Below are 22,443 nucleotides of genomic sequence, written 5' to 3'. Positions count from 1 at the left end.
TGCTGGTCGTCCGTATCACTGGCTGATACCGGCCCCAGAAGTTGTTCATGACCACTAGCGTTCAGTCCGTCACTCAGCGGGAAGAACAGCTGTACGAACCAATGAAGCGGAGGAGCGGCATTGACCGAGCCGCTGGACGACGGGCCTCCGAATGGACTGAGCCCGACCGAGCTCCAAATGTGGAACGCATTCCGGAACGGAAGCACGTACGACCTGAGCGATCCGAATCCCCTGCTGAACGATCCCTTCTCCCCACGCCCCTGGGGCCCCGAGCGCAGCGTCCGCGCGTCCATCGTCGCCCGGCTGCTGCTCAGCGGTCCCAGCGCACGGCCCGGACGGGTCGCCGCGCTGAAGCTCCGCGGGGTCCAGATCACCGGCACCCTCAAACTCGCGGGCGGCAGCATCGCCCCGTACGTCGAGCTGAACGGCTGCCGCTTCGAGAGCGAAGTGCTGATGCCCGAGGCGCACTTCACCACGGTGCGCATGGTCGGCTGTGCGATCCCGCGGATCGAGGCGGCCCGGCTGCGTACCGAGGGCGATCTGCATCTGCCGCGCTGCCGCATCGAGCACGGCATCCGCCTCACCGACGCGCAGATAGGCACCGATCTGCTGATCAACCAGATCCATGTCCGGCCGGACCGCCGGGGACGGGCGATCACCGCCGACGGGATGTCGGTCGCCCAGGACTTACAGGCCGAACTGATCGAGACATACGGCGAGTTCAGTCTGCGCGGCGCGAAGGTGGGGGTCTCACTGAGCCTGCGCGGCAGCCGGCTGCGCGCGGCCGGGGAGCGGCGCGCGCTGAACGCACCGCAGCTGAGCGTGGAGCGGACGCTCTATATGACGGGCGCGTGGGTGAGCGAGTCCACGGGCAACCAGGGCTCCACTCCCCCGTTCGGCACCGGCGGTTCCGCGACCCCGGCGCGCGGCACCCGGCTACAGCCCTTCCAGTGCCACGGCGGGGTGCGGCTGGACGACGGCCGGTTCGGCGACGCGGTCGATCTGCACCATGCGCGGTTCGTGCTGAGCTCGCGCGAGGAGTTGTCGCTGCGCCGGATCGCCACTCCGGAGCTGCGCTTCAACGCGGAGCGCCCGGAGGAGGGCCGCGTCGTGCTGAACGGCGCGAAGATCGTGACGCTGATCGATCTGGCGGCGAGCTGGCCGGGGCCCGGCGGCCTCGCGATGGGCGGCTTCGTCTACGAGAACCTCGTTCCGTACGAGGAGTTCCCGCTCAGCCGCCGCCTGGAGTGGGTGGCCTCGGCGACTCCGGAGTACTCCCCGGAGCCGTACGAACGGCTGGCGACCGTCCTGCGCAACAGCGGTGAGGACGCGGACGCCCGCGAGGTGCTGCTCGCCAAGCAGCGCCGCCGCCGGGAGACGCTGCCGCTGGCCGCGAAGCTGTGGGGCTATCTGCAGGACTGGACGGTGGCGTACGGCTACCGCCCGGGCCGGGCGGCCCTGTGGATGGCGGTTTTATGGGCGGCGGGCGCGGTGGCCTTCTCCCAGATCGATCCGGCGCCGATCAAGCCCGAAGAGCATCCGCGGTGGAACGCCGCGCTGTACGCCCTGGATCTGCTGCTGCCGGTGATCAATCTCGGCCAGGACGGCTACTGGCAGCTGGATGGCCGCTGGCAATGGGCGTCGGCCGCGTTGATCCTGCTCGGCTGGATCCTCGCGACGACGGTCGCGGCGGGCGCGTCCCGCCTTCTCCGGCGCGGCTGAGGCACTTTCTTTACGCTCTCTTGGCTTTCGCCAGGACAACCATTCCGCCGCTACGAACTCTTCACAGCTGCCCTCTGGCGCGCCTCCTACCTGCAGTTTTCAATGGTCCGCACCATGTCATTGCTCCGCGCCCTGATCCGCACCGCGCGCATGATCCGTCATACGCCGCAACTCGCCGACGGCCTGCCGCCCGACGAGGCGGTACTGCTCGACGCCCCCGACGAGCGGCTGAGCCCGGTGCTGGTCGCGGCTGCCATCGGGGAGTACGAGCCGGCCGCCAAGCTGCTGGCGACCACGCGTGAATCGGCGGAGTGGGAGAACCGCGACCGGTACGTGATGCGGCTCGCCGCGTTCGCGTACAGCCGCGACGAGTGGCTCATGTCCTGGCTCGCCGCCGCGCCGCGCGACCCCGACGCGCTGGTCGTCAAGGCCGAGCTCGCGGTCCGCAGGGCCTGGGAGTCGCCGGCCAGGGCCGAGCGGCTGCGCGAGATCGGTCCGCTGATCGACGCGGCGGCGGAGGGCGACTCGCACGATCCGGTGCCGTGGCGGATCTCGCTGGACCACGCGCGCGGCACGCATGCCACGCACACGGCGTTCGAGTCGCTGTGGGAGCAGGCCGTACGCCGCTCCTCGCACCACTACGGCTGTCATGTCGCGGCCCTGCAGTACTTGTCGGCACAGTGGTACGGCTCACACCGCGAGTGCTTCGACTTCGCCGAGCAGGCGGCGGCGGACGCGCTGCCGGGCTCACTGGTGCAGGCGCTGCCGGTGCGGGCGGCGTTCGCGCAGCTGCTGAGCGGGGACACCACCTCCGTACAGGACGACCGGATCGACGCGGCGGCGGATCTCGCAATCACGCTCTCAGCGGATTATCAGGCCGGGGATCCATTGCCCGCGGAGGTGCGCAATCTGCTGGCGTACGTGCTTGTGGGGCGGGGGCGGTGGACCGAGGCGCTGGAGCAGTTCCGGCTGATCGGCCCGTACGCGACGTCGTTTCCGTGGAGTTATGCCTCCGACGATCCACTGGGTCAGTTCCTCGAGGCGAGGGACGGTGTACGGATCGAGATCGCCTCGGCGATGCCAGTGCGTGGACGGGGCGGACGAAGCAGGTCGTTCGGCCATTAGGCTTGACCGTTGTGACCGCAAGCCTCCCCCTCTTCCCGCTGAACTCGGTGCTGTTCCCGGGCCTCGTTCTGCCCTTGAACGTCTTCGAGGAGCGTTATCGCGCCATGATGCGCGAACTGCTGAAGACGGACGAGTCCGAACCGCGCCGTTTCGCAGTGGTCGCCATCCGCGACGGCCGCGAGGTGGCGCCGACCGCGCCCGGCATGCCGGACCCGACCGCGCTGCCCGAGCGCGGCCCGGCGGCGGGCTTCGGCGACGACCCGATTCAGGCCTTCCACCGGGTGGGCTGCATCGCGGACGCCGCGACGATCCGCGAGCGCGAAGACGGCAGCTTCGAGGTGCTGGCGACGGGCACGACCCGGGTCAAGCTCCTCTCGGTCGACGCGAGCGGCCCGTATCTGACTGCCGAACTGGAGGAGATCCCGGAGGAGTCGGGGGACGGCGCGGGGACCCTCGCCGAGGGCGTGCTCCGTGCCTTCCGCAGCTACCAGAAGCGGCTGGCGGGCGCGCGGGAGCGGTCGCTGTCCACGGGGGCGGATCTGCCGGACGAGCCGTCGGTGGTGTCGTACCTGGTCGCCGCGGCGGCGGTGCTGGACACCCCTGCGAAGCAGCGGCTGTTGCAGGCTCCGGACACGGCGACCCGGCTGCGTGAGGAACTCACCCTGCTGCGCTCGGAGACGGCGGTGATCCGCCACCTCCCTTCGCTGCCCGCGGTCGATCTGACCCGGGCGCCGACGAGCCCCAACTGACGGGAGTTTCCTGCGGTGCCGAAGAAGCCCAAGAAGCCCGGCGGCACGCCCGCGACGGTCGCCCTGACCGCGGCGGGCACGGCCTTCACGGTCCACGCGTACGGCCACGACCCCGCGTCGCCCTCGTACGGCGAGGAGGCGGCACAGGCACTCGGGGTCTCCCCCGACCGGGTCTTCAAGACGCTCGTCGCGGACGTCGACGGTCAACTGACGGTGGCGATCGTCCCGGTGGCGGGCCAACTGGACCTCAAGGCGCTGGCCACGGCGGTCGGCGCCAAACGCGCGAGGATGGCCGACCCGGCTGCGGCGGAACGTACGACGGGCTACGTCCGCGGCGGCATCTCCCCGCTGGGCCAGCGCAAACCCCTCCGCACGGTCCTGGACGCGTCTGCGTCCCTGCACCCCACGATCTGCGTCTCGGCGGGCCGCCGCGGCCTGGAGGTCGAACTGGCCCCCGCGGACCTGGCGGCGCTGACGTCGGCGGTGCTGGCGCCGATCGGGCGCGCGTAGGGGGTCGACGGCGGGGCCGTCCTCGGCTACGACCGTAGGAACGCTCTGTCGGGGAGCGCGTACGCGGAGAGGACACGGCATGTCCAAACGCACCCGCAAACGCAAGTGGCGCATACGCAAGCACCGCGCAAACCACGGCCGCCGCCCGGCCTGACCCCGGGGCTCCGCCCGGCCCCCGCGCCTCGATCGCCGGCGGGGCTTGTTTCGGGGCTCGGCCCCGGGCCCCGCGCCTCAAACGCCGGCGGGGCTTGATTTCGCGTCCGGGACCGCGCCTCAAACTCCCCCGGACGAAGTCTGGGGAAGATTGAGGACAACGCCCGACGGGCGTACCGGGGTCTGGGGCGCAGCCCCAGTTCGGGAAGGGGCGGGGTGGGGAACGCCCGCCGCAGGCGTCAGGCCGCGCCAGGGTCGCCCGGGCCCGGGCCGTACCCCGGTGCCGGCCACTCCGGCTCCGGGTCCCGCGGGCCGAACAGCGCCGTCAGCGCCAGGTGGACCACCATCGCCGCCACCGGCCACGCCAGCACCGCCCCCTTCGCCCTCAGCTCCAGGTACGCGTCGAAGGTCACCCCCTCGCCGACCTCCCGCGCATGCGCGACCACATCATGCGTCGGGCCGAACCACACCCCGATCCCCCACGCCAGCAGCGATCCCAGCAGGCCGCCCAGCGCCAGCGCCACCACCAGCGCGATCCCCCCGCGCCTGCGGATCCAGAAGACCGCCGCCGCGCTCACCGCGCCGAAGGCGAGTGCCAGCAGCACGAACGTTCCGTCCGCGCCCACCGCCTCCTCGCCCTCCGTGTCCTTGAGGAAGACCGCCTTGTCGTTCGAGATCAGCGGCACCCGCGGCGCCAGCCACAGCCACAGCAGCCCCAGCGCCACGCCCAGAATCGTCACGGCCACCAGCACCACGGCCGCGTCCCGCAGGTCCGTCTTCAGGTCCGGGTCATCCCCCGCTCCCTTGGCGTACAAGGGCCCGGGCCCGGTCGGCGGCGACTGCCACGGGTCGTTGTCCGGCGAAGGCTGGTGAGGCGGAGTCAGAGGTGCGGTCACCCCGCCATCGTGCCAGGCGTGTCCGGACGGTGCCTCACCGGACTGCCGCCCGCCGGTACGCCCACGTCGCGACCGTCAGCGAGACGACACCCACCAAGGCGCAGACCGCGAGGTCCAGCCCGACGACCGCCCAGTCCGGACGCACGTCGAAGGTCCGCGCGAGGGCCTCGACGCCGTATGTGGAGGGCAGCAGATCGCGGGCGTACGAGACCGGCCCGGGCAGCCTGTCGGCCGGCAGCACACCGAGCAGCAGCGCCGCGGACATACCCAACTGCCCTAGCAACGTGGCCACTTCCTGGCGCGGCGCGAGCAGACCGAGCGCCGCGCCAAGACCGGCGAGGGCGGCGCCGGACAGCGGGATGACCGCGGCGAGCACCCATAGATGCGTCAGCGGCAGCTGGAAAAGGACGCTGCCGACGACGGCGGTGACGACCGTGCCGGGCACGGTGAAGGAGGCGTACGCACCGGCCGCACCGAGCACCACCGCGGCCGGCGGCACCGGCAGCGTGGCGTAGTGGTCGAGGCCGCCGCTGGCCCGCAGCTGCCCGAAGTACTGCGCGAGGAGATTGAGCGCGACGAAGGCGACGACGAGGACGCTCGACCCGGCGACGACGGCCCGCGCCTCCGCACCCCCGTCGACGACCCCGCGCATCAGGACCATGATCCCGATCGACTGGAAGGTCGCCACGAAGAGCAGCGGGATCCGGGCGACCCGCGCCCGCGACAGCTGCGCGCGGTACACGGCGGCGAGCGCGGGCAGCAGCCGCGCCCGCGGCGCGAGCGGTGCGGCATCCACCACCGCCGCCCTGTCGGCCACACTGATCTGTTCGGCCACCGCCTCCGCGGGCACGATGCTCACGCCTTGACCAGCCCCTTCGTCGCGTTCCCGCCGAGCGCCAGGTACACGTCTTCCAGGCTCGGCGTGGCCACGGTGAAGTCGTCGAGCGCCGCGAACGCCGCGCCACCCGTCACCGCCGCGACCGCCGCCCGCGCCTCGTCGGGCGCGAGCCTGAGCACCCAACGGCGCCCGTGCTCCTGCGCGGACCCGCGCAGCGCGGTGACCTCGGGCACGTCCAGCGGCGCCCGCTCGCGCCACACCAGCTCGACCCGCACCTCGCCGGCGACCCGTTCCTTGAGCCCGGCCGGGGTGTCGCAGGCGATGACGCGGCCCCGTTCCAGCACGGCAACCCGGTCGAGTACGGTCTCGGCCTCGATGACGTTATGGGTGACGAGGAGGACGGTCGCGCCGTTCTCCGCCCGCCGCCGGTCGACCGCGGCCCACACCGCGCGCCGCGCGACGGGGTCCATGCCGGTGGTCGGCTCGTCCAGTACCAGCACCGGCCGCTCGCCCACGAGCGTTGCCGCGAAGCAGGCCAGCCGCCGCTGTCCGCCGGAGAGTTTCTTCAGGGGGCGCGCGGCGAGCCCGGTCAGCCCGAGCTCCTCCAGTACGTCGTCCCGCTCGGCCCTAGCGTCCCGCAGGGAAAGTCCGCGCAGCCGCCCGGTCGTCTCTGCGGCGAGCGCGACGGTCAGCTCGTCGAGCGCGGTGGACTCCTGCCCGAGGTAGCCGATGAGCCGGGAGGCCCGCTCCGGGTGGCGTACGAGATCGTGGCCCAGCACCTCGACACTGCCGGAATCCGGTCGCATCAGCCCGGTGAGCTGTCGTACGAGGGTGGACTTGCCGGCGCCGTTGGGCCCGAGCAGACCGAAGATCTCGCCACGCCGCACCACCAGCGAAATCCCGTCAGTGGCACGCACCTCGGGCGTCCCGGGGGTGCCTCGGCGACCGCGCGCGGCGGGGTACGTCTTGACCAGATCCCGCGCCACGCACACCGTACTCACAAGGGACGAGCCTAAGGGGTCGGGCGGACTACTCCCCCGCGGGGGCGTGTTCCGCGGCCGCCCGTACGTCGATCTCACGCCAGAATCCGGCCCGGATCGCATAGCGGTCGTGCTCGTCGATCTGGTCGTCCTTGTGCGCCAGGAGCCCGAAGCGCGCGGCGTACCGCAGCAGTTCGCCGTCGATGCGGTGCGGGATCCGCGGATACATGGTGGACAGCTTCTGCACATGACCCGCCTCCGGCAGCCGTTCCATCCAGCGCCGGGCGAAGACCTGGCCGACCTCGAAGGGGTCGCCGCCGACCGTCGTGATGTCCTCCTCGCGGTCGGCCCAGCGCTGCTCGGCGCTGGTGAGTTGGGCGAGCGTCGGCAGGGACGCGGTCTCGGGCGGCTCGCCGAGCGCCCCGCCGCCGGCCCGCTCGACCCAGCCCTTGTCGGAGGACCAGCGCAGGGTGGCGCTCGCCGGATGCGGCGCGGGGTGCTGGCCGGGGGCGCGCAGACCCGCCAGATCCTTGGGGGTGGGAACGCCCTTGGACGCGGCAGGGGCGGGGATCGGCTCGGCGCCGTTCTCGGTGGGGGCCGGCTGAGAGCCGTTCCGTACGGCGTCGGCGGCGCGCTCCTGCGAGGCGGCGAGCGCCGACTCGGGCAGCGGCGCGGAGAGGATCGCGGCGATCTCGGGGCCGGGTGCGGGCTGCGGGGCGCAGATGCCGGTGAGTTCCTTGGCCCGTACGGCCCGGGTGATCCAGGCCCGGTCGAGCACCCGTCGCTCGTCCGCCTCGGCGACCAGGTCCTCGGACTGGTTGTAGTCGCCGTCGGCGGCCTGCACGGCCCAGAGGTGGACGGCGACGCCGTGCTCCTTTGCGGACATCAGACCGGGGAGCAGATCTCCGTCGCCGGTCACCAGCACCACGTCGGAGCAAGCGCGATTTCTGGCCAGCTCGGTGAGCTCGGCGTGCATGGCCGCATCCACGCCCTTCTGTGCCCAGCGGCCGTCGCTGCGGGTCAGTGCGCCCAGCCGGACCGTCACCCGCGGCATGACGCGCAGCCGCCGGTGTTCGGGCTGCGGTACGCGGTCGGGGGCGCCGTCGAACCAGTAGATACGCAACAGCGGGCGCTCCGTATCGGCCTCGGCGAGTTCGCGCAGGCCCTGGATGAGGGCGGCGTGGTCGACGGTGATGCGGGAACGCGCCGGTTCCCCGGCGAGAAGACTCGCGGCGGCGCCCAGCAGATATCCGGCGTCCACCAGGACAACGCAGCGGTCCACGCGTTCCACCCTCTTTCGGGAACTTGGGGATCGGGGAAGGGTCCGGATCGGGGATTGTTCCGGGTTTCCTTCGAGTCTGCCCGACCACGGGAGGGTTAACGGCCGGAACTCGATCATCGGCGTGGCGGAACCCTGGTCCGAGGCGCGACAAGGGCCCTTTACGCACCGCAATGATCCAAAATGCGGCGCTTCATCGCATATGTGAGTCTGGCAGCGGCCCTGGCCCCGAGAATCCCCACAGGAGGCATCACCATGGCCAAGAACAAGAATCGCAAGCAGGGTGGCCAACAGGACCGTTCGCCGGCCGCGGAGCGCGGCGGCGAGCAGGCCAAGTCGACCGCGTACGAGTCCCATGCGCAGCCCCAGTCCCAGGCTCAGGGCAGCCCCGCGGACGTTGCCCGTAAGCACCAGCGACGCTTCGGCCACAACTGATCGCGGCGCAAAAAAGACGAGCCGTAAAAGACGAGCCGTAAAAGACGAGCCGTAAAGGACGAGCCGTAAAAGACGAGCGGCAAAAAGACGCAAGGGGCGCGCCCGTGACGACGGGCGCGCCCCTTGCGGCGTATGTGCGTATCGGCGCTAGCCGGCCAGGCAGGACGGGCCGAGCAGCACCTTCAGATCGCCGAAGAGCGCCGGGTCCGGCTGCACGCGGTGCCGGTCGAGCCGGAGCACCGTGGTCTTGCGGGGGCCCTGGAGCTTGATCCGTACCTCGGTGTTGCCCTTGTGGTGGCTGAGGATCTCACCGAGCCTGCTGATCATCGGCGGCGTCACCTTCACCGTCGGGATGGTGACGACCACCGGGGCGTTCGTGCCGGCCGACGAGAGGTCCGGGACCATCAGCTCCATGGCGACCAGCCGCGGGATGTCCTCGCGCTTGTCGAGCCGTCCCTTGACGAAGACCACGGTGTCCTCGACGAGCTGCGTAGACACCAGCTGATAGGTCGCCGGGAAGAACATGCACTCGATGGAGCCCGCCAGGTCCTCGACCGTCGCGATCGCCCAGGCGTTGCCCTGCTTGGTCATCTTGCGCTGCAGGCCGGAAATGATTCCGCCGATGGTGACGACCGCGCCGTCGGCGTGCTCACCACCGGTGAGCTGGGAGATCGCGGCGTCCGACTTGTCGCTCAGGACATGCTCGATGCCGAACAGCGGGTGGTCGGAGACATAGAGGCCGAGCATTTCGCGCTCCTGCGCGAGCAGATACGACTTGTCCCACTCGACGTCGGAGAACTCGACGTCGAGCCCGAAGCCCGGCTCGTCGTTCTCCTCGTCGCCCATCCCGCCGAACAGGTCGAACTGCCCCTCGGCCTCCTTGCGCTTGACCGCCACCACGTTGTCGATCATCGGCTCGTGGTGGGCGACCAGGCCCTTGCGGGTGTGGCCCATCTCGTCGAAGGCGCCGGCCTTGATGAGCGATTCGACGGTCCGCTTGTTGCAGACGACGGCCTCGACCTTGTCGAGGAAGTCGGGGAAGGAGGTGTACTTCCCCTTGGACTTGCGGCTGCGGATGATCGAGTCCACTACGTTCGTGCCGACGTTCCGCACGGCTGAGAGGCCGAAGAGGATCACCTCGTCGCCCTGCGCGGCGAAGTTCGACTGCGACTCGTTCACATTGGGCGGCAGCACCTTGATGCCCATGCGGCGGCACTCGTTCAGATAGACCGCGGACTTGTCCTTGTCGTCCTTCACCGAGGTGAGCAGCGCGGCCATGTACTCGGCGGGGTAGTTCGCCTTGAGATATGCGGTCCAGTAGGTGACCAGGCCGTACGCCGAGGAGTGCGCCTTGTTGAACGCGTATCCGGCGAACGGGACCAGCACGTCCCACAGCGCCTGGATCGCCTCGTCCGAGTACTTGTTCTTGCGGGCGCCTTCCTGGAACAGAACGAAGTTCTTCGCCAGCTCCTCGGGCTTCTTCTTGCCCATCACGCGGCGGAGGATGTCGGCCTCGCCGAGCGAGTACCCCGCGATGATCTGGGCGGCCTTCTGCACCTGCTCCTGGTAGACGATCAGGCCGTAGGTGACGCCGAGGACCTCCTTGAGAGGCTCCTCGAGCTCCGGGTGGATCGGCGTGATCTCCTGCTGGCCGTTCTTGCGGAGCGCGTAGTTCGTGTGCGAGTTCATGCCCATCGGGCCCGGCCGGTACAGGGCCGAGACGGCGGAAATGTCCTCGAAGTTGTCGGGCTTCATCAGCCGCAGCAGCGAACGCATCGGGCCGCCGTCGAACTGGAAGACGCCGAGTGTGTCACCGCGGCAGAGCAGTTCGTACGTCTTGGGGTCGTCGAGCGCGACGGAGAGCAGCTCCAGGTCGACGCCCTTGTTGGACTTCACCATCTTGACGGCGTCGTCCATGATCGTGAGGTTGCGCAGGCCGAGGAAGTCCATCTTCAGCAGGCCCAGCGACTCGCACTGCGGGTAGTCCCACTGCGTGATGGTGACGCCGTCGGTGTGCCTGACCCACACGGGCACATGGTCGGTGATGGTCTCGCTGGACATGATCACGCCGGCTGCGTGCACACCCATCTGCCGGACCAGTCCCTCGACGCCCTTGGCGGTGTCGATGACCTTCTTCACGTCCGGCTCGTTCTCGTACATCCCCCGGATCTCGCCCGCCTCGCTGTAGCGGGGGTGCTTCGGGTCGGTGATGCCGTTGAGGTCGATGCCCTTGCCGAGGACGTCGGCGGGCATCGCCTTGGTGAGCCGGTCGCCCATCGCGTACGGGTAGCCGAGCACCCGCGCGGAGTCCTTGATGGCGTTCTTCGCCTTGATCTTGCCGTACGTGCCGATCATGGCGACCTTGTCGGCGCCGTACTTCTCGGTGACGTACCTGATCACCTCACCGCGCCGGCGCTCGTCGAAGTCGATGTCGACATCGGGCATGGAGATGCGCTCGGGGTTGAGGAAGCGCTCGAAGATCAGTCCGTGCTCGATCGGGTCGAGGTCGGTGATGCCCATGGCGTACGCGACGATCGAGCCGGCCGCGGAGCCTCGGCCGGGGCCCACCGCGATGCCGTTGTTCTTTGCCCACATGATGAAGTCGGCCACCACGAGGAAGTACCCCGGGAAGCCCATGTCGATGATGATGCCCATCTCGTACTCGACCTGCTTGAGCCGGTCGTCCGGGATGCCGCCCGGGTAGCGCCGGGCCATGCCGCGCATGGTCTCCTCGCGGAACCAGGTCACCTCGGTGTAGCCCTCGGGCACCTCGAACTTCGGCATCAGGTTCCGCTCCTGGAACCAGCCCTCGGTGTCGATCTGCTGCGCGACCAGGAGGGTGTTGGCACAGCCCTCCTGCCAGGCGTCCGAGGAGTCCACGGCGTACATCTCGTCCGTGGACTTCAGGTAGTAGCCGGTGCCGTCGAAGCGGAAGCGGTCCGGGTCCGAGAGGTTCTTGCCGGTCTGGATGCACAGCAGCGCGTCATGCGCGCCGGCCTCGTCGGCGTAGGTGTAGTGCGAGTCATTGGTGACGATCGGCGGGATGCCGAGCTTCTTGCCGATCTCAAGGAGGCCGTCGCGGACCCGGCGCTCGATCTCGATGCCATGGTCCATCAGCTCCAGGAAGTACCGGTCCTTGCCGAAGATGTCCTGGTACTCGGAGGCGGCCTTGAGGGCCTCGTCGAACTGGCCGAGGCGCAGCCGTGTCTGGAGTTCGCCGGAGGGGCAGCCGGTGGAGGCGATGAGCCCCTCCGACCACTGGGCGATGGTCTCCTTGTCCATCCGCGGCCACTTCTGCAGCCAGCCCTCGGCGTACGCGTCGGAGGAGAGCCGGAAGAGGTTGTGCAGACCGGTCTTGTTGGCCGCCCAGATCGTCTTGTGGGTGTAACCACCCGAACCGGAGACGTCGTCCCGCTTCTGGTGCGGCTGGCCCCACTGGATCTTCCGCTTGTTCCGCCGGGACTCGGGGGCGACATACGCCTCGATGCCGATGATGGGCGTGACGTCCGCCTTCTTCGCCGAGTGGAAGAAGTCGTACGCCCCGTGGAGGTTGCCATGGTCCGTCATGGCGATGTGCGTCATGCCCATTTCGTTGCAGGCATTGAACATGTCCTTGAGCCGCGCGGCACCGTCCAGCAGGGAGTACTGGGTGTGGACGTGAAGGTGCGTGAAAGGCGGCTTGGTCACGGCGGAATGCCTCCGGAGAACGGTTGGTGACAGGCTGCGGACAGTCTGGGTGGACAGCCTGGAAGTCTACGTCTTGGCACTGACAGTCGGCGGGCACTCCCGAGTACGGTCATGCGTTGGAGGGGACGGAATCCCCCGTCCCGTTTGTCATGCACCAGGAGGCACCCAGCGATGTCGGTACCGCGATCCGCCGAGGCAACAACTGAAGAGCGCGGCGAGGAGATTCTCGCCGTCTTCGACACCGCCTTCGGCCACCTGCTGGCCGCCGACCCCGCCGCCTTCCGGGTCAAGTTCCGGAAAATGGCCGCCTCGGCGTTCGCGTTCTACCGGGGCACCGCCTGCCTGTTCTACAACGACCTGGGGCGCGAGCGGCACGGCGGCCCGTTCCTCGACGAGCGCACCGGCCGGGTGTGGATCCACGGCGATCTGCACGCCGAGAACTTCGGTACGTACATGGACGCCAACGGCCGTCTGATCTTCAACGTCAACGACTTCGACGAGGCGTACGTCGGCCCCTTCACCTGGGACCTCAAGCGGCTGGCCGCATCGCTGGCACTTGTCGGCTACACCAAGGCGCTCAGCGACGAGCAGATCACCGAGCTGGTGCGGATCTACGCCGCCGCCTACCGCGAGCGCATCCACGCCCTGGCCGCCGGCGCGAAGAACGACGAGGTGCCGCCCTTCACGCTGGACACCGCCGACGGCCCGCTGCTGGACGTGCTGCGCGACGCCCGCTCACTGACCCGGTTCTCGCTGCTCGACTCGATGACCGAGATCCGCGACTTCGAGCGCCGGTTCGCGCCCGGTGGCGGCTCGATCGAGCTGGACGCGGCCACCCGCTACAAGGTGCTCGCGGCCTTCGACGGCTATCTGGAGACGCTGCCCGAGTCCAGCCTGACCCGGCCCGACTCGTACCGCGTCAAGGACGTCGTGGGCCGCCGCGGCATCGGCATCGGCTCCGCCGGCCTGCCCTCGTACAACATCCTGCTCGAAGGCAACAGCGACGCCCTCGAGAACGACGTCGTGATCTACATGAAGCAGGCGCAGACCCCCGCGGTCTCCCGGCACATCGACGACGCCACCGTGCGGGAGTACTTCCAGCACGAGGGCCACCGCACGGTGATCTCGCAGCGCGCGCTCCAGGACCACGCCGACCCATGGCTGGGCTGGACCGAGCTGGACGGCTCGGGTCAGCTGGTCGCCGAGGTGTCGCCGTACGCAGTGGATCTGGACTGGGGCGACATCGACGAGCCGGAGGAGATCGCGGCGGTCGTCGCCGACCTGGGCAGGGCGACGGCCACGATGCACGGCGCGGCGGACGAGGAGAGCGGCCACTCGCTGGTGCCGTTCTCGACGGAGCGGGCCATCGACGCGGCGATCGCGGCCGACGAGGAGGGGTTCGGTGAGCTGCTGGTGGAGTTCGCGCACAGCTACGGCGCGCGGGCGCGGGCGGACCACCAGATCTTCGTCGACCTGTTCCGTAACGGCCGGATCCCGGGTCTCTGAGTATCGAGCATGCGGCTGAGCCGCGTGGGGCCGGATCCTTAAGGGACGCTTACCCGGCCCCATGGGAGACTCCCGGGTGATGGACATATCAGGAATGCAGCTCAGGGGGCTGCGGGCAGCGATCTTCACGGCACTGGTCGTGACACTGTCCGCCGCCTCGCATGTGCTGCTCTCCCAGGTCCCGCTGCCGCTGACCACCGTCGCGGGTGTTTCGGCGGGCGTCTTCGCCGTCGCGTACGCCCTGTCGGGCCGGGAGCGGGGCTACTGGCGGATCGCGAGTCCGCTCGTCCCGCTGGAACTGGCCGCGGACACCGTCTTCACCACCGGCCAGGACGTCTGTTACGGCCCCGGCGGCGGCCCGGTCGCCGGTTCGCTGCGCGCGGTCGGCTTCGATGTGCTGTGCGGCGGCGGGGTCGGCGCCCAGCTGCCCGGCGTGGCGGTCGCCGACCGTGGCGCGGCCACCCTGCTGCACTCCACCGACCCCGCCCTGCCGTGGCTGCTGCTCGCCGCCCATGTGTCGGTCGGGCTGCTTGCCGCGGCCTGGCTGCGGCGCGGCGAGTCCGCACTGTCCGGCCTTGTGCGGGCGGTGGGCGCCTTCGCGTTCCGGCCGCTGCGGATGGCGGTCGCCGCGGCGGGGACGGCGCACCGGGCCGTACGGCGCGCAGCGCGTCCCGCGCCGCGCCGCCCCGGCATCTCCCGCACCCGTCTGCTGGTGCACTCCGTCGGACGGCGGGGACCGCCGCGCTCGGCCGCAGTCTTCGCCTGAGCCCGCAGTCCCCCTTTCGGCAATCCCTCGATCTTTTCCGTATCTCTCGATACGACATCACACGGAGTGAATGAGCATGAGTGCACGCAACAGCCAGGCCAGCAAGGCGGCGGCCCGCGAGCGGCTGCGCCAGGAGCGTGAGCGCCAGGCCAAGAAGGACAAGACCCGCCGTCAGCTCATCGTCATAGGCTCGACGGTCGTGGTCCTCGCGATAGCGGGCGGCATCGGATATGCCGTGATGCAGGCCAACAAGCCGGGCCACTGGGAGTCGGTGAAGGACGAGAAGAACGTCGCCGCGCCGAAGAACACCGAGGGCGAGAACGGCACGACCGTCGTCATAGGCAAGCCGGCCGCGAAGAAGACGCTGGAGCTGTACGAGGACTCGCGCTGCCCGGTCTGCGCGTCCTTCGAGCAGTCGGTCGGCGCGACTGTGAAGAAGGACATCGACGCCGGCAAGTACAGGATCAAGTACATCGGCGCGACCTTCATCGACAACGCCACCCAGGGCGAGGGCTCGAAGAACGCTCTGTCCGCGCTGGGGGCGGCCCTCAATGTCAGTCCCGAGGCCTTCATGGAGTACAAGGCCGCCCTCTACTCGGCGAAGTACCACCCCGAGGAGAACGACGACAAGTTCGCCAAGGACTCGTACCTGCTGGAGGTCGCCGACTCGGTGACCGCGCTCAAGAACAACGCCGAGTTCAAGAAGAACGTCGAGGGCGGCACCTTCGACGCCTGGGCCATGAAGATGTCCGCGGCCTTCGACGACAGCGGGGTCACCGGCACGCCGACGCTCAAGATGGACGGCAAGAAGGTCACCGCGGACGGCACAGAGAACCCGCCCATCACGGTGGAGCAGTTCAACGCCGCGGTCGACAAGGCCATCAAGGGCTGAGGCCATTAAGACTTGAGACCATCAAGGACTGAGGTCGTTAAGGAGTGATTCCACCCGATTACGGCTGGTACCGCCCGAGTTCCCGACCGACCTGGAGGGAACGCGCTGGTTGACCGTTTCCGATGGGCGGGCGAACTTTCCCTGTTCGCCCGCCCATTCGGCTTACCGATCAGTAATCTGATCGGCCGTGACCAGTCGACTCTCCGCAACTCCCAGCCGCCGCACGGTCGTCAAGGCCGCTGCCGCCACCGCTGTCGTCGCCGCGCCCGCCATCGCGGTCGCCACCTCCGCCACCGCGGCCTCCGCCCAGGAGGCCCCGGCCTTCCTCCACGGAATCTCCTCCGGCGACCCGCTGCCCGACGGTGTACTGCTGTGGACGCGTATCACCCCCACCCCCGATGCCGTGCCGGGCTCGGGCAAGGGCCCCGACACCGCGGTGAGTTGGGAGGTCGCCGAGGACAAGGGCTTCACCCGGGTCGTCGCCCGCGGCACCACGACGTCGAAGGCCGCCTCCGATCACACCGTCAAGGTGGACGTAAGGGGCCTGCGCCAGGCGACCGCCTATTACTTCCGGTTCACCGTCGGCGCGAGCGTCTCGCCCGTCGGCCGCACCCGCACCACCCCGGCCACCGATGCCGCAACGCCCGGTGTCCGCTTCGGTGTGGTCTCCTGCGCCAACTGGGAGGCGGGCTACTTCTCCGCGTACCGGCATCTGGCCGCCCGCGCCGACCTGGACGCGATCCTCCATCTCGGCGACTACATCTACGAGTACGCGACCGGCGGCTACCCGGCCGAGCAGTACGTCGTACGCCGGCACTCGCCGAAGAACGAGATAACCACGCTCGCGGACTACCGCACCCGCCACGCCACGTACAAGACGGACGCCGATCTGCAGGCGCTGCACGCCGCGCACCCGGTGATCGCGATCTGGGACGACCACGAGTTCGCGAACGACACCTGGTCGGGCGGCGCGGAGAACCACACGCCGGGCGCCGAGGGCGAATGGGCCGCGCGCGCCGCGGCCGCGCGTCAGGCCTACTTCGAGTGGATGCCCGTACGCGCGTCGACCGAGGGCACCGTCTACCGTCGGCTGCGCTTCGGCAAGCTCGCCGATCTGCACCTGCTGGACCTGCGGTCCTTCCGCTCGCAGCAGTCGACCGTCGGCAACGGCGACGTGGACGACCCGGAGCGTACGATCACCGGCCGCGCGCAGCTGGACTGGCTGAAGGCCGGGCTTGCCGGTTCGGACGCCGCGTGGAAGCTGGTCGGCACCTCGGTGATGATCTCGCCGGTCGCGTTCGGCTCCGTACCGGCCCATCTGCTGGAGCCGATCGCGGAGTTGCTGGGGCTGCCCAAGGAGGGCCTCGCGGTCAATGTCGACCAGTGGGACGGCTACACGGACGACCGCAAGGAGCTGCTGAAGCATCTGACGGACCGCGGGATCAAGAACACCGTCTTCCTCACCGGCGACATCCACATGGCCTGGGCGAACGACGTGCCTCTCAAGGCGGCGACGTATCCGCTGTCGCAGTCCGCCGCGACAGAGTTCGTGGTGACGTCGGTGACCTCCGACAACCTGGACGACATCCTCCATGTCGCGCCGGGCACGGTCTCGCTGGTCGCCTCCACGGCCGTCAAGGCGGCCAACCGCCATGTGAAGTGGCTGGACATGGACAACCACGGCTACGGCGTCCTCGACGTCACCGCCGAGCGCTCGCAGATGGACTACTACGTCCTTTCCGACAGGACGAAGCAGGACGCCACCACGAAGTGGGCCCGCTCCTACCGGACCCTGTCCGGTACGCAGCGCGTCGAGCGGGTCAGCCAGCCGGTGCGCTGACGCTGGGCAGCTGGGCAGGGGGATCCGTAGGGCCCGTGGGCCTCGCGCGGAGGGACGCGAAAACGCGTGCCGCGCGAGGCCTGTTGGTCTCGTCGGCCCTGGCTACAGCGTTTCGAGGAAGCCCAGCGCGATCCGCCAGGTCTGCTCAGCCGCGGCCTCGTCGTAGTCGGGCAGACCGGGGTCGGTGTACAGATGCCCGGCGCCCGGGTAGCGGTAGATCTCCACATCCGCGCCTGCCCGCTGCATCTGCAGATACCAGGCGTTCAGCCAGTCGTGCGGCTCGAACGGGTCCGGGTCCGCGACATGCAGCTGTACGGGCAGGTCGTCCGCGCTCGCACCCTCCGCGATGTCGGACGTACCGTGCAGGAGCAGCAGTCCGCGCGCCTTCTCGTCGCCCAGCGCGAGGTTCTGCGCGATCGAGCCGCCGAGCGAGAAGCCCGCGTACACCAGACCCTGCTCGGAGTACGGCGCGGCGGCGAGGATCGCCCGGCGCAGCAGCTCCTCCTTGCCGATCTTTTCCTTGAGATCCATGCCTTCCTCTACGGTCTCGGCGGTTTGCCCCTCGAAGAGGTCGGGCACGCGAACCTGGTGCCCGGCGGCGCGCAGCCGATCGGCTGCCGCGTGCACTGCCGGACGCAGACCGTAGACCGAATGGAAAAGCATGATGTTCATTCGGCCATCCTGCCAGTTCCCGTTAGCGTCGGAGTTTATGGACAACGTACTGCGCCCGTTGACCGTAGTCGGTGGCTCTCTCGTGCTCACGCTGCTGCTCGGCTGGGCCCTGGACCTGCTGTTGCGCCGGGTGGACGACCGCCACCCCGAGACCCCGCTGTGGGGGCTGCTGCGGCGCTGCCGGCTGCCGTTCCAGGTCGTCCTGCTCACCGCGCTGCTGAGAGGGACCTATCGCGAGACGCAGTGGCAGCCGCTCAAGGACCACGAGGCGGCCATCGGCCAGGTGCTGTCGCTGGTGCTGATCAGCGCGGGTGCCTGGCTGGTGGTGCGGATCGTCTCGGCCGCTGTGGAGTCGTCGTACGCCCGTTACGCGTCCTCGACCCGCGATCCGGCCCGGGTACGCCGGGTGCGCACACAGGTCACTCTGATCATTCGGATCGTCACGGCGGTGGTCGTGGTGGTGGCGGTGGCCGCGATGCTGCTGACCTTCCCGGGCATGGAGAAGGTCGGCGCGTCGATGCTGGCCTCCGCGGGCATCATCGGCATCGTCGCGGGTGTCGCGGCGCAGTCCACGCTCGGGAATCTCTTCGCGGGCTTCCAGATCGCGTTCGGCGACATGGTGCGGATCGGCGACACGGTGGTGGTGGACGGGGAGTGGGGCACGGTCGAGGAGGTCACGCTGACGTTCCTCGCGGTGCGGACGTGGGACGAGCGGCGCATCACCATGCCGGTGTCGTACTTCACCAGCAAGCCCTTCGAGAACTGGTCGCGCGGCGGAGCGCAGATGACCGGGACGGTCTTCTTCCATCTGGACCACTCGGCACCGGTGAGCCTGATGCGCGAGAAGCTCCAGGACATCCTGCGGGAGTGCGCGGCGTGGGACGGCCGCGACTGGAGTCTGGCGGTCACGGACACCACGCCGAACACCATGCAGGTGCGGGCGGTGGTGACTGCGAAGGACGCGGACGACATCTGGACGGCGCGCTGCGCGGTACGGGAGCAGATGATCGCCTGGCTGCACGAGAAGCACCCCTACGCGCTGCCACGCGTGGCGACGTCCCCGGCCGCGCTGCCCCCGAACGGCGCATGGCCAAGGGCCATTGGGCGGACTCCGGACGGGCACCTGCCGTCCCCCGACGGGGAGGGCCACGATGGGGGCGCCCAACCCCGCACGGGCAGCGGCTGACACCCGGCCACGGCGACCGACCGACTGCCCACGCTTCCGGCGGACGCCCGCCAGGCCGCCCGCCGGGAGCCACGCCGCCCAACACCCCCTCACCGCAGGCTGCGTACGTCCAAGTGCCGCAGCACCCTGTCCACCACCTCCGGGTCCGCGCCCGGTTCGTTGCGGGCCGACAGGACCTCGTGGCGGGCCGCCGACAGCATCTCCCGCTGGATTCGCTGCATCGTCCTGAGCCGGTCCACCCGCTTCGCGAACCACTCCCGCCGCTCGTCGTCGACGATGTCCGGGCTGATCCTCGCCCCCATGTCGTACGCCGCGCGCAGCAGCCGCTCGCTGATGTCCTCCGGCAGTTCCTCCACCGCCTCGATCTCCCTGAGCCGGCGTTTCGCCGCCTTCGACGCGCGGATCGCGAGGTTCCGTTCCAGCTCGCCTTCCGCGTCCGTGTCCGCCCGCACACCGAGCCGCCGCACCAGCCACGGCAGCGTCAGGCCCTGGAGCACAAGCGTCGCCAGGATGACCGCGAACGCAATGAAGATGATCTCGTCCCTGGCCGGAAAGGCCGCCCCGCTGGCCGTCTTCAGCGGAATGGCGAGCGCCAGAGCGACCGATGCCACGCCCCGCATCCCCGACCACCACATGATGACGGTCTCCCGCCAGCTCACGGGGATCTCCTCGTCGTAGTCCCGCAGCCTGTGCAGTCGCTTGGCGAGCGAGGTCGCGGGCATCAGCCACAGCAGCCGTACGACCACGACGACCCCGATGATCGCGGCGCTCCAGCCCAGAAGCTGCACCTCCCGCCCGTCCGCCGTGCCGAAGACGACGTGCAGTTCGAGGCCGATGAGGCCGAACGCGACCCCGGTCACCAGCGTGTCGACGACCTGCCAGAACGTGGTCCCGGCCAGCCGCCCCATCACATCGTCCGCGTCGGCGGCGTGCTCGGCGAGGAAGAGCGCGGTGGTCAGGACGGCGAGCACGCCGGATCCCTTCAGCTCCTCCGCCAGCACATAGCTGACGAAGGGCACCATCAGCGACAGGCCGACCTGCAGCGTCGCATCGCCGAGCATGCCCATCAGCTTGTTGGACAGCCAGCCGAGCGCGAGCCCGACCGCGACGGCCACCACGGCCGACAGCACCAAATCCCCCACCGCGTCCGGCCACGAGAACGTTCCGCTCACCGCCGCCGCGATCGCCACGTGGTACAGCACGATCGCTGTGACGTCGTTGAACAGCCCCTCCCCCTCCAGGATGGAGATCAGCCGCCGCGGCAGCCCGAGCGACCCGGCGACCGCAGTCGCCGCGACCGGATCGGGCGGCGCCACCAGCGCGCCGAGCGCGAACGCCGCGGCGATCGGCAGCCCGGGCACTATCGCGTGGGCGACGGCCGCCACCGCCGCCATCGTGACAAACACCAGCGCGACCGCGAGCAGCAGGATCGGCCGGATATTGGCCGTGAACTGCCGCCAGGAGGTGCGCTGTACGGCCGCGTACAGCAGCGGCGGCAGCAACAGCGGCAGGATGAATTCCGGCGGCACTTCGACGCTCGGCACGAAGGGCATGAACGCCAGGACGATCCCGGCCACCGTCATCAGCACGGGCGCGGGCAGCCTGAGCCGCTCCCCCAGCGGCACTGTCACCACGGCCCCGAGCAACAGCACGAAAAGCAGCGCCAATTGGCCCACGGTGTGTCCTCCGGCGGCTCGAAACCTCAGCGATCAGGAATTCAAGCCTGCCACGCAAATAACCCGAATCATCTCAACACCCCCTGTGGCAAACATCTCTGATTCACCATCCTGAACAGCCATCCGATGTTTATGACGCAAGAGCAACAAGTGGACTGCCGTCTGGTGGAACCTCAACGTCCAGATCGGCATGGCCCCGATCCACGGCTCCAACCATCCCGAACTCGACTCCGTGACCGGCGCGTTCCGCCGCTTCGAGCGGAATCTGCCGCTGTCCGTGCCGGCCGACTACCGGGACGGCAAGGGCTATGCGCTCGGCCACCCCTCCGACTGGCAGCTGCGCGCGGGAGACACGTACGACGTGGGCATCCCGGGCTCGGACCGTATCTCCGACAACTTCGGCAATCTCACCTGGGCCCTGCACCATGTCTGGCTCGCCTACCGCCACTCCATGGACCGCGCGATCCTGCGCGACGTCGTGTACCCGATCCTCGCCAAGGCGATCCACTTCTACGCCCACTTCCTTCACGAGGGCGGCGACGGCCGGCTGCATCTGCTGAAGACCCGCTCCCCCGAGTACGCGGACGCCGCGGACTGCACGTATGACCTCTCTCTCATCCGCTGGGGCGTACGCACCCTGCTGGAGTCGGCCCGCCTGCTGCGCATCGACGACCCTCGAGCGCCCCGCTGGCGGGACATCGCGGCACGGCTGACCCCGTACGCGGAGGACCCGGCGGCCGGAATCATGATCGGCAAGGACGTCCCGCTCGCGGACTCCCACCGCCACCACTCCCATCTGCTGTGGCTCCACCCACTGCGGGAACGGACCTGGGACCGCGCGGACGACCGGGACGTGATGCGCCGCAGCATGGACCACTGGGTGAGCATGCAGCAGCGCTGGCACGGCTACAGCTACGCGGTCGCGTCGTCCATGTACTCGGTGATGGACGCGCCCGAGAAGGCGCTGGACTCGCTGACCTTCTTCACCGACCTCGGCCTCGTGGACGACTGCCGGATGACGGTGAACACGATGTACCGGGAGGGCAAGAACTTCGCCCTGGAGAGCCCGCTGGCCGGCGCGCAGTCGACGCTCGACATGGCGGTCCAGTCCCACGACGGCGTGCTCAAGGTCTTCCCGTCCGTCTCCGCCCGCTGGCCGGACGCTTCCGTGGCGGGCCTGCGCACCCAGGGCGCGTTCCTCGTCGACGCGGACCGCGCGGCCGGCACGACCCGCTGGATCCGCATCCACAGCGAATCGGGAGCGCCCCTGACCCTGGACCACGGCATAAGGGCCGAGATCTCGGTCCGCGACGAGCACGGCCGCCCGTTGCCGTGGCGCGAACCGACGCCGGGCCGCGCCGCGATCCAACTCCCGCGCCACGCGACGGCGTTGATAACGACGAAGGGCACCGAGCCGGGCCCACCGCGGGACGTCCCGGCGACGGGCGAGTGGACGAGGTGGGGCCTGCCGTCCTGAAGGGGGCTGCCGTCCTGAGGGGGCCGGGCGTCCTGAAGGGGCCCGGCCGTGCAG

The 22,443-nt window shown here is 69.7% G+C and carries 18 protein-coding genes; 11 read left to right on the top strand and 7 right to left on the bottom strand.

Annotated features, from left to right (window positions below; genetic code table 11):
• The first annotated feature begins 120 nt into the window (after positions 1–120).
• The 4 genes from QFZ67_RS29370 to ybaK all read left to right on the top strand — a co-directional run bounded on the left by QFZ67_RS29370 (position 121) and on the right by ybaK (position 4,106).
• Positions 121–1,722, top strand: a complete 1,602-nt coding sequence (locus QFZ67_RS29370) for an oxidoreductase (RefSeq protein WP_307664066.1) — start codon at positions 121–123, stop codon at positions 1,720–1,722.
• 102 nt (positions 1,723–1,824) lie between these two features.
• A complete protein-coding gene (locus QFZ67_RS29365) occupies positions 1,825–2,847 on the top strand; it encodes a hypothetical protein (RefSeq protein ID WP_307664065.1) in 1,023 nt (340 codons plus the stop codon).
• Positions 2,848–2,849: 2 nt separating this feature from the next.
• Positions 2,850–3,596: an LON peptidase substrate-binding domain-containing protein gene (locus QFZ67_RS29360; protein ID WP_307664064.1), complete on the top strand. Its 747-nt coding sequence runs from the start codon at positions 2,850–2,852 to the stop codon at positions 3,594–3,596.
• Between the two features lie 15 nt (positions 3,597–3,611).
• Positions 3,612–4,106: a Cys-tRNA(Pro) deacylase gene (gene ybaK, locus QFZ67_RS29355; protein WP_307664063.1), complete on the top strand. Its 495-nt coding sequence runs from the start codon at positions 3,612–3,614 to the stop codon at positions 4,104–4,106.
• A gap of 392 nt (positions 4,107–4,498) precedes the next feature.
• Here ybaK and QFZ67_RS29350 read toward each other — a convergent pair whose 3' ends face one another.
• Genes QFZ67_RS29350 through QFZ67_RS29335 form a run of 4 tightly spaced genes read right to left on the bottom strand, consistent with a single transcriptional unit; the run spans position 4,499 to position 8,264 of the window.
• A complete protein-coding gene (locus tag QFZ67_RS29350; protein WP_307664062.1) occupies positions 4,499–5,155 on the bottom strand; it encodes an ABC transporter permease in 657 nt (218 codons plus the stop codon).
• A 34-nt stretch (positions 5,156–5,189) separates the two neighbouring features.
• Positions 5,190–5,990 (bottom strand): ABC transporter permease, encoded by an 801-nt coding sequence (locus QFZ67_RS29345; RefSeq protein WP_307666011.1) that lies wholly within the window; start codon positions 5,988–5,990, stop codon positions 5,190–5,192.
• Between the two features lie 20 nt (positions 5,991–6,010).
• Positions 6,011–6,985, bottom strand: coding sequence for an ABC transporter ATP-binding protein (locus QFZ67_RS29340; protein ID WP_307666010.1), 975 nt, complete (start codon positions 6,983–6,985; stop codon positions 6,011–6,013).
• A gap of 37 nt (positions 6,986–7,022) precedes the next feature.
• Entirely contained in the window at positions 7,023–8,264 is a 1,242-nt protein-coding gene (locus tag QFZ67_RS29335; RefSeq protein ID WP_307664061.1) for an NYN domain-containing protein, read from the bottom strand.
• A gap of 243 nt (positions 8,265–8,507) precedes the next feature.
• Here QFZ67_RS29335 and QFZ67_RS29330 point away from each other — a divergent pair, with 243 nt between their 5' ends.
• Positions 8,508–8,687: a hypothetical protein gene (locus QFZ67_RS29330; protein WP_307664060.1), complete on the top strand. Its 180-nt coding sequence runs from the start codon at positions 8,508–8,510 to the stop codon at positions 8,685–8,687.
• 147 nt (positions 8,688–8,834) lie between these two features.
• Here the strand turns inward: QFZ67_RS29330 and dnaE are convergent, their stop codons facing one another.
• A complete protein-coding gene (gene dnaE / locus QFZ67_RS29325) occupies positions 8,835–12,374 on the bottom strand; it encodes a DNA polymerase III subunit alpha (protein ID WP_307664059.1) in 3,540 nt (1,179 codons plus the stop codon).
• Between the two features lie 171 nt (positions 12,375–12,545).
• On the opposite strand from dnaE, the gene QFZ67_RS29320 reads away from it, so the two are divergent.
• From QFZ67_RS29320 to QFZ67_RS29305, 4 genes are all read left to right on the top strand, one after another.
• Complete coding sequence (locus QFZ67_RS29320) at positions 12,546–13,880, top strand: DUF2252 domain-containing protein (RefSeq protein ID WP_307664058.1); 1,335 nt, start codon at positions 12,546–12,548, stop codon at positions 13,878–13,880.
• 79 nt (positions 13,881–13,959) lie between these two features.
• Positions 13,960–14,646: a hypothetical protein gene (locus QFZ67_RS29315; RefSeq protein ID WP_307664057.1), complete on the top strand. Its 687-nt coding sequence runs from the start codon at positions 13,960–13,962 to the stop codon at positions 14,644–14,646.
• Between the two features lie 76 nt (positions 14,647–14,722).
• Positions 14,723–15,538, top strand: coding sequence for a DsbA family protein (locus tag QFZ67_RS29310; protein ID WP_307664056.1), 816 nt, complete (start codon positions 14,723–14,725; stop codon positions 15,536–15,538).
• A gap of 187 nt (positions 15,539–15,725) precedes the next feature.
• On the top strand, positions 15,726–17,378 hold the full coding sequence (locus tag QFZ67_RS29305) for an alkaline phosphatase (RefSeq protein WP_307664055.1): 1,653 nt from the start codon (positions 15,726–15,728) through the stop codon (positions 17,376–17,378).
• A gap of 102 nt (positions 17,379–17,480) precedes the next feature.
• On the opposite strand, the gene QFZ67_RS29300 is transcribed toward QFZ67_RS29305, so the two are convergent.
• Positions 17,481–18,050, bottom strand: coding sequence for a dienelactone hydrolase family protein (locus tag QFZ67_RS29300; RefSeq protein WP_307664054.1), 570 nt, complete (start codon positions 18,048–18,050; stop codon positions 17,481–17,483).
• A gap of 37 nt (positions 18,051–18,087) precedes the next feature.
• Here QFZ67_RS29300 and QFZ67_RS29295 point away from each other — a divergent pair, with 37 nt between their 5' ends.
• On the top strand, positions 18,088–19,236 hold the full coding sequence (locus tag QFZ67_RS29295; RefSeq protein WP_307664053.1) for a mechanosensitive ion channel family protein: 1,149 nt from the start codon (positions 18,088–18,090) through the stop codon (positions 19,234–19,236).
• 89 nt (positions 19,237–19,325) lie between these two features.
• On the opposite strand, the gene QFZ67_RS29290 is transcribed toward QFZ67_RS29295, so the two are convergent.
• On the bottom strand, positions 19,326–20,912 hold the full coding sequence (locus QFZ67_RS29290) for a Na+/H+ antiporter (RefSeq protein ID WP_307664052.1): 1,587 nt from the start codon (positions 20,910–20,912) through the stop codon (positions 19,326–19,328).
• Between the two features lie 190 nt (positions 20,913–21,102).
• Here QFZ67_RS29290 and QFZ67_RS29285 point away from each other — a divergent pair, with 190 nt between their 5' ends.
• Positions 21,103–22,389: a glycoside hydrolase family 95-like protein gene (locus QFZ67_RS29285; protein WP_307664051.1), complete on the top strand. Its 1,287-nt coding sequence runs from the start codon at positions 21,103–21,105 to the stop codon at positions 22,387–22,389.
• Positions 22,390–22,443 lie beyond the last annotated feature (54 nt).

Origin of the sequence: Streptomyces sp. V1I1 (assembly GCF_030817355.1) — a bacterium.
Lineage (GTDB): Bacteria > Actinomycetota > Actinomycetes > Streptomycetales > Streptomycetaceae > Streptomyces.
Note: the sequence above shows the minus strand (reverse complement) of the source record. Positions and strands in the feature narration are given on the sequence as shown.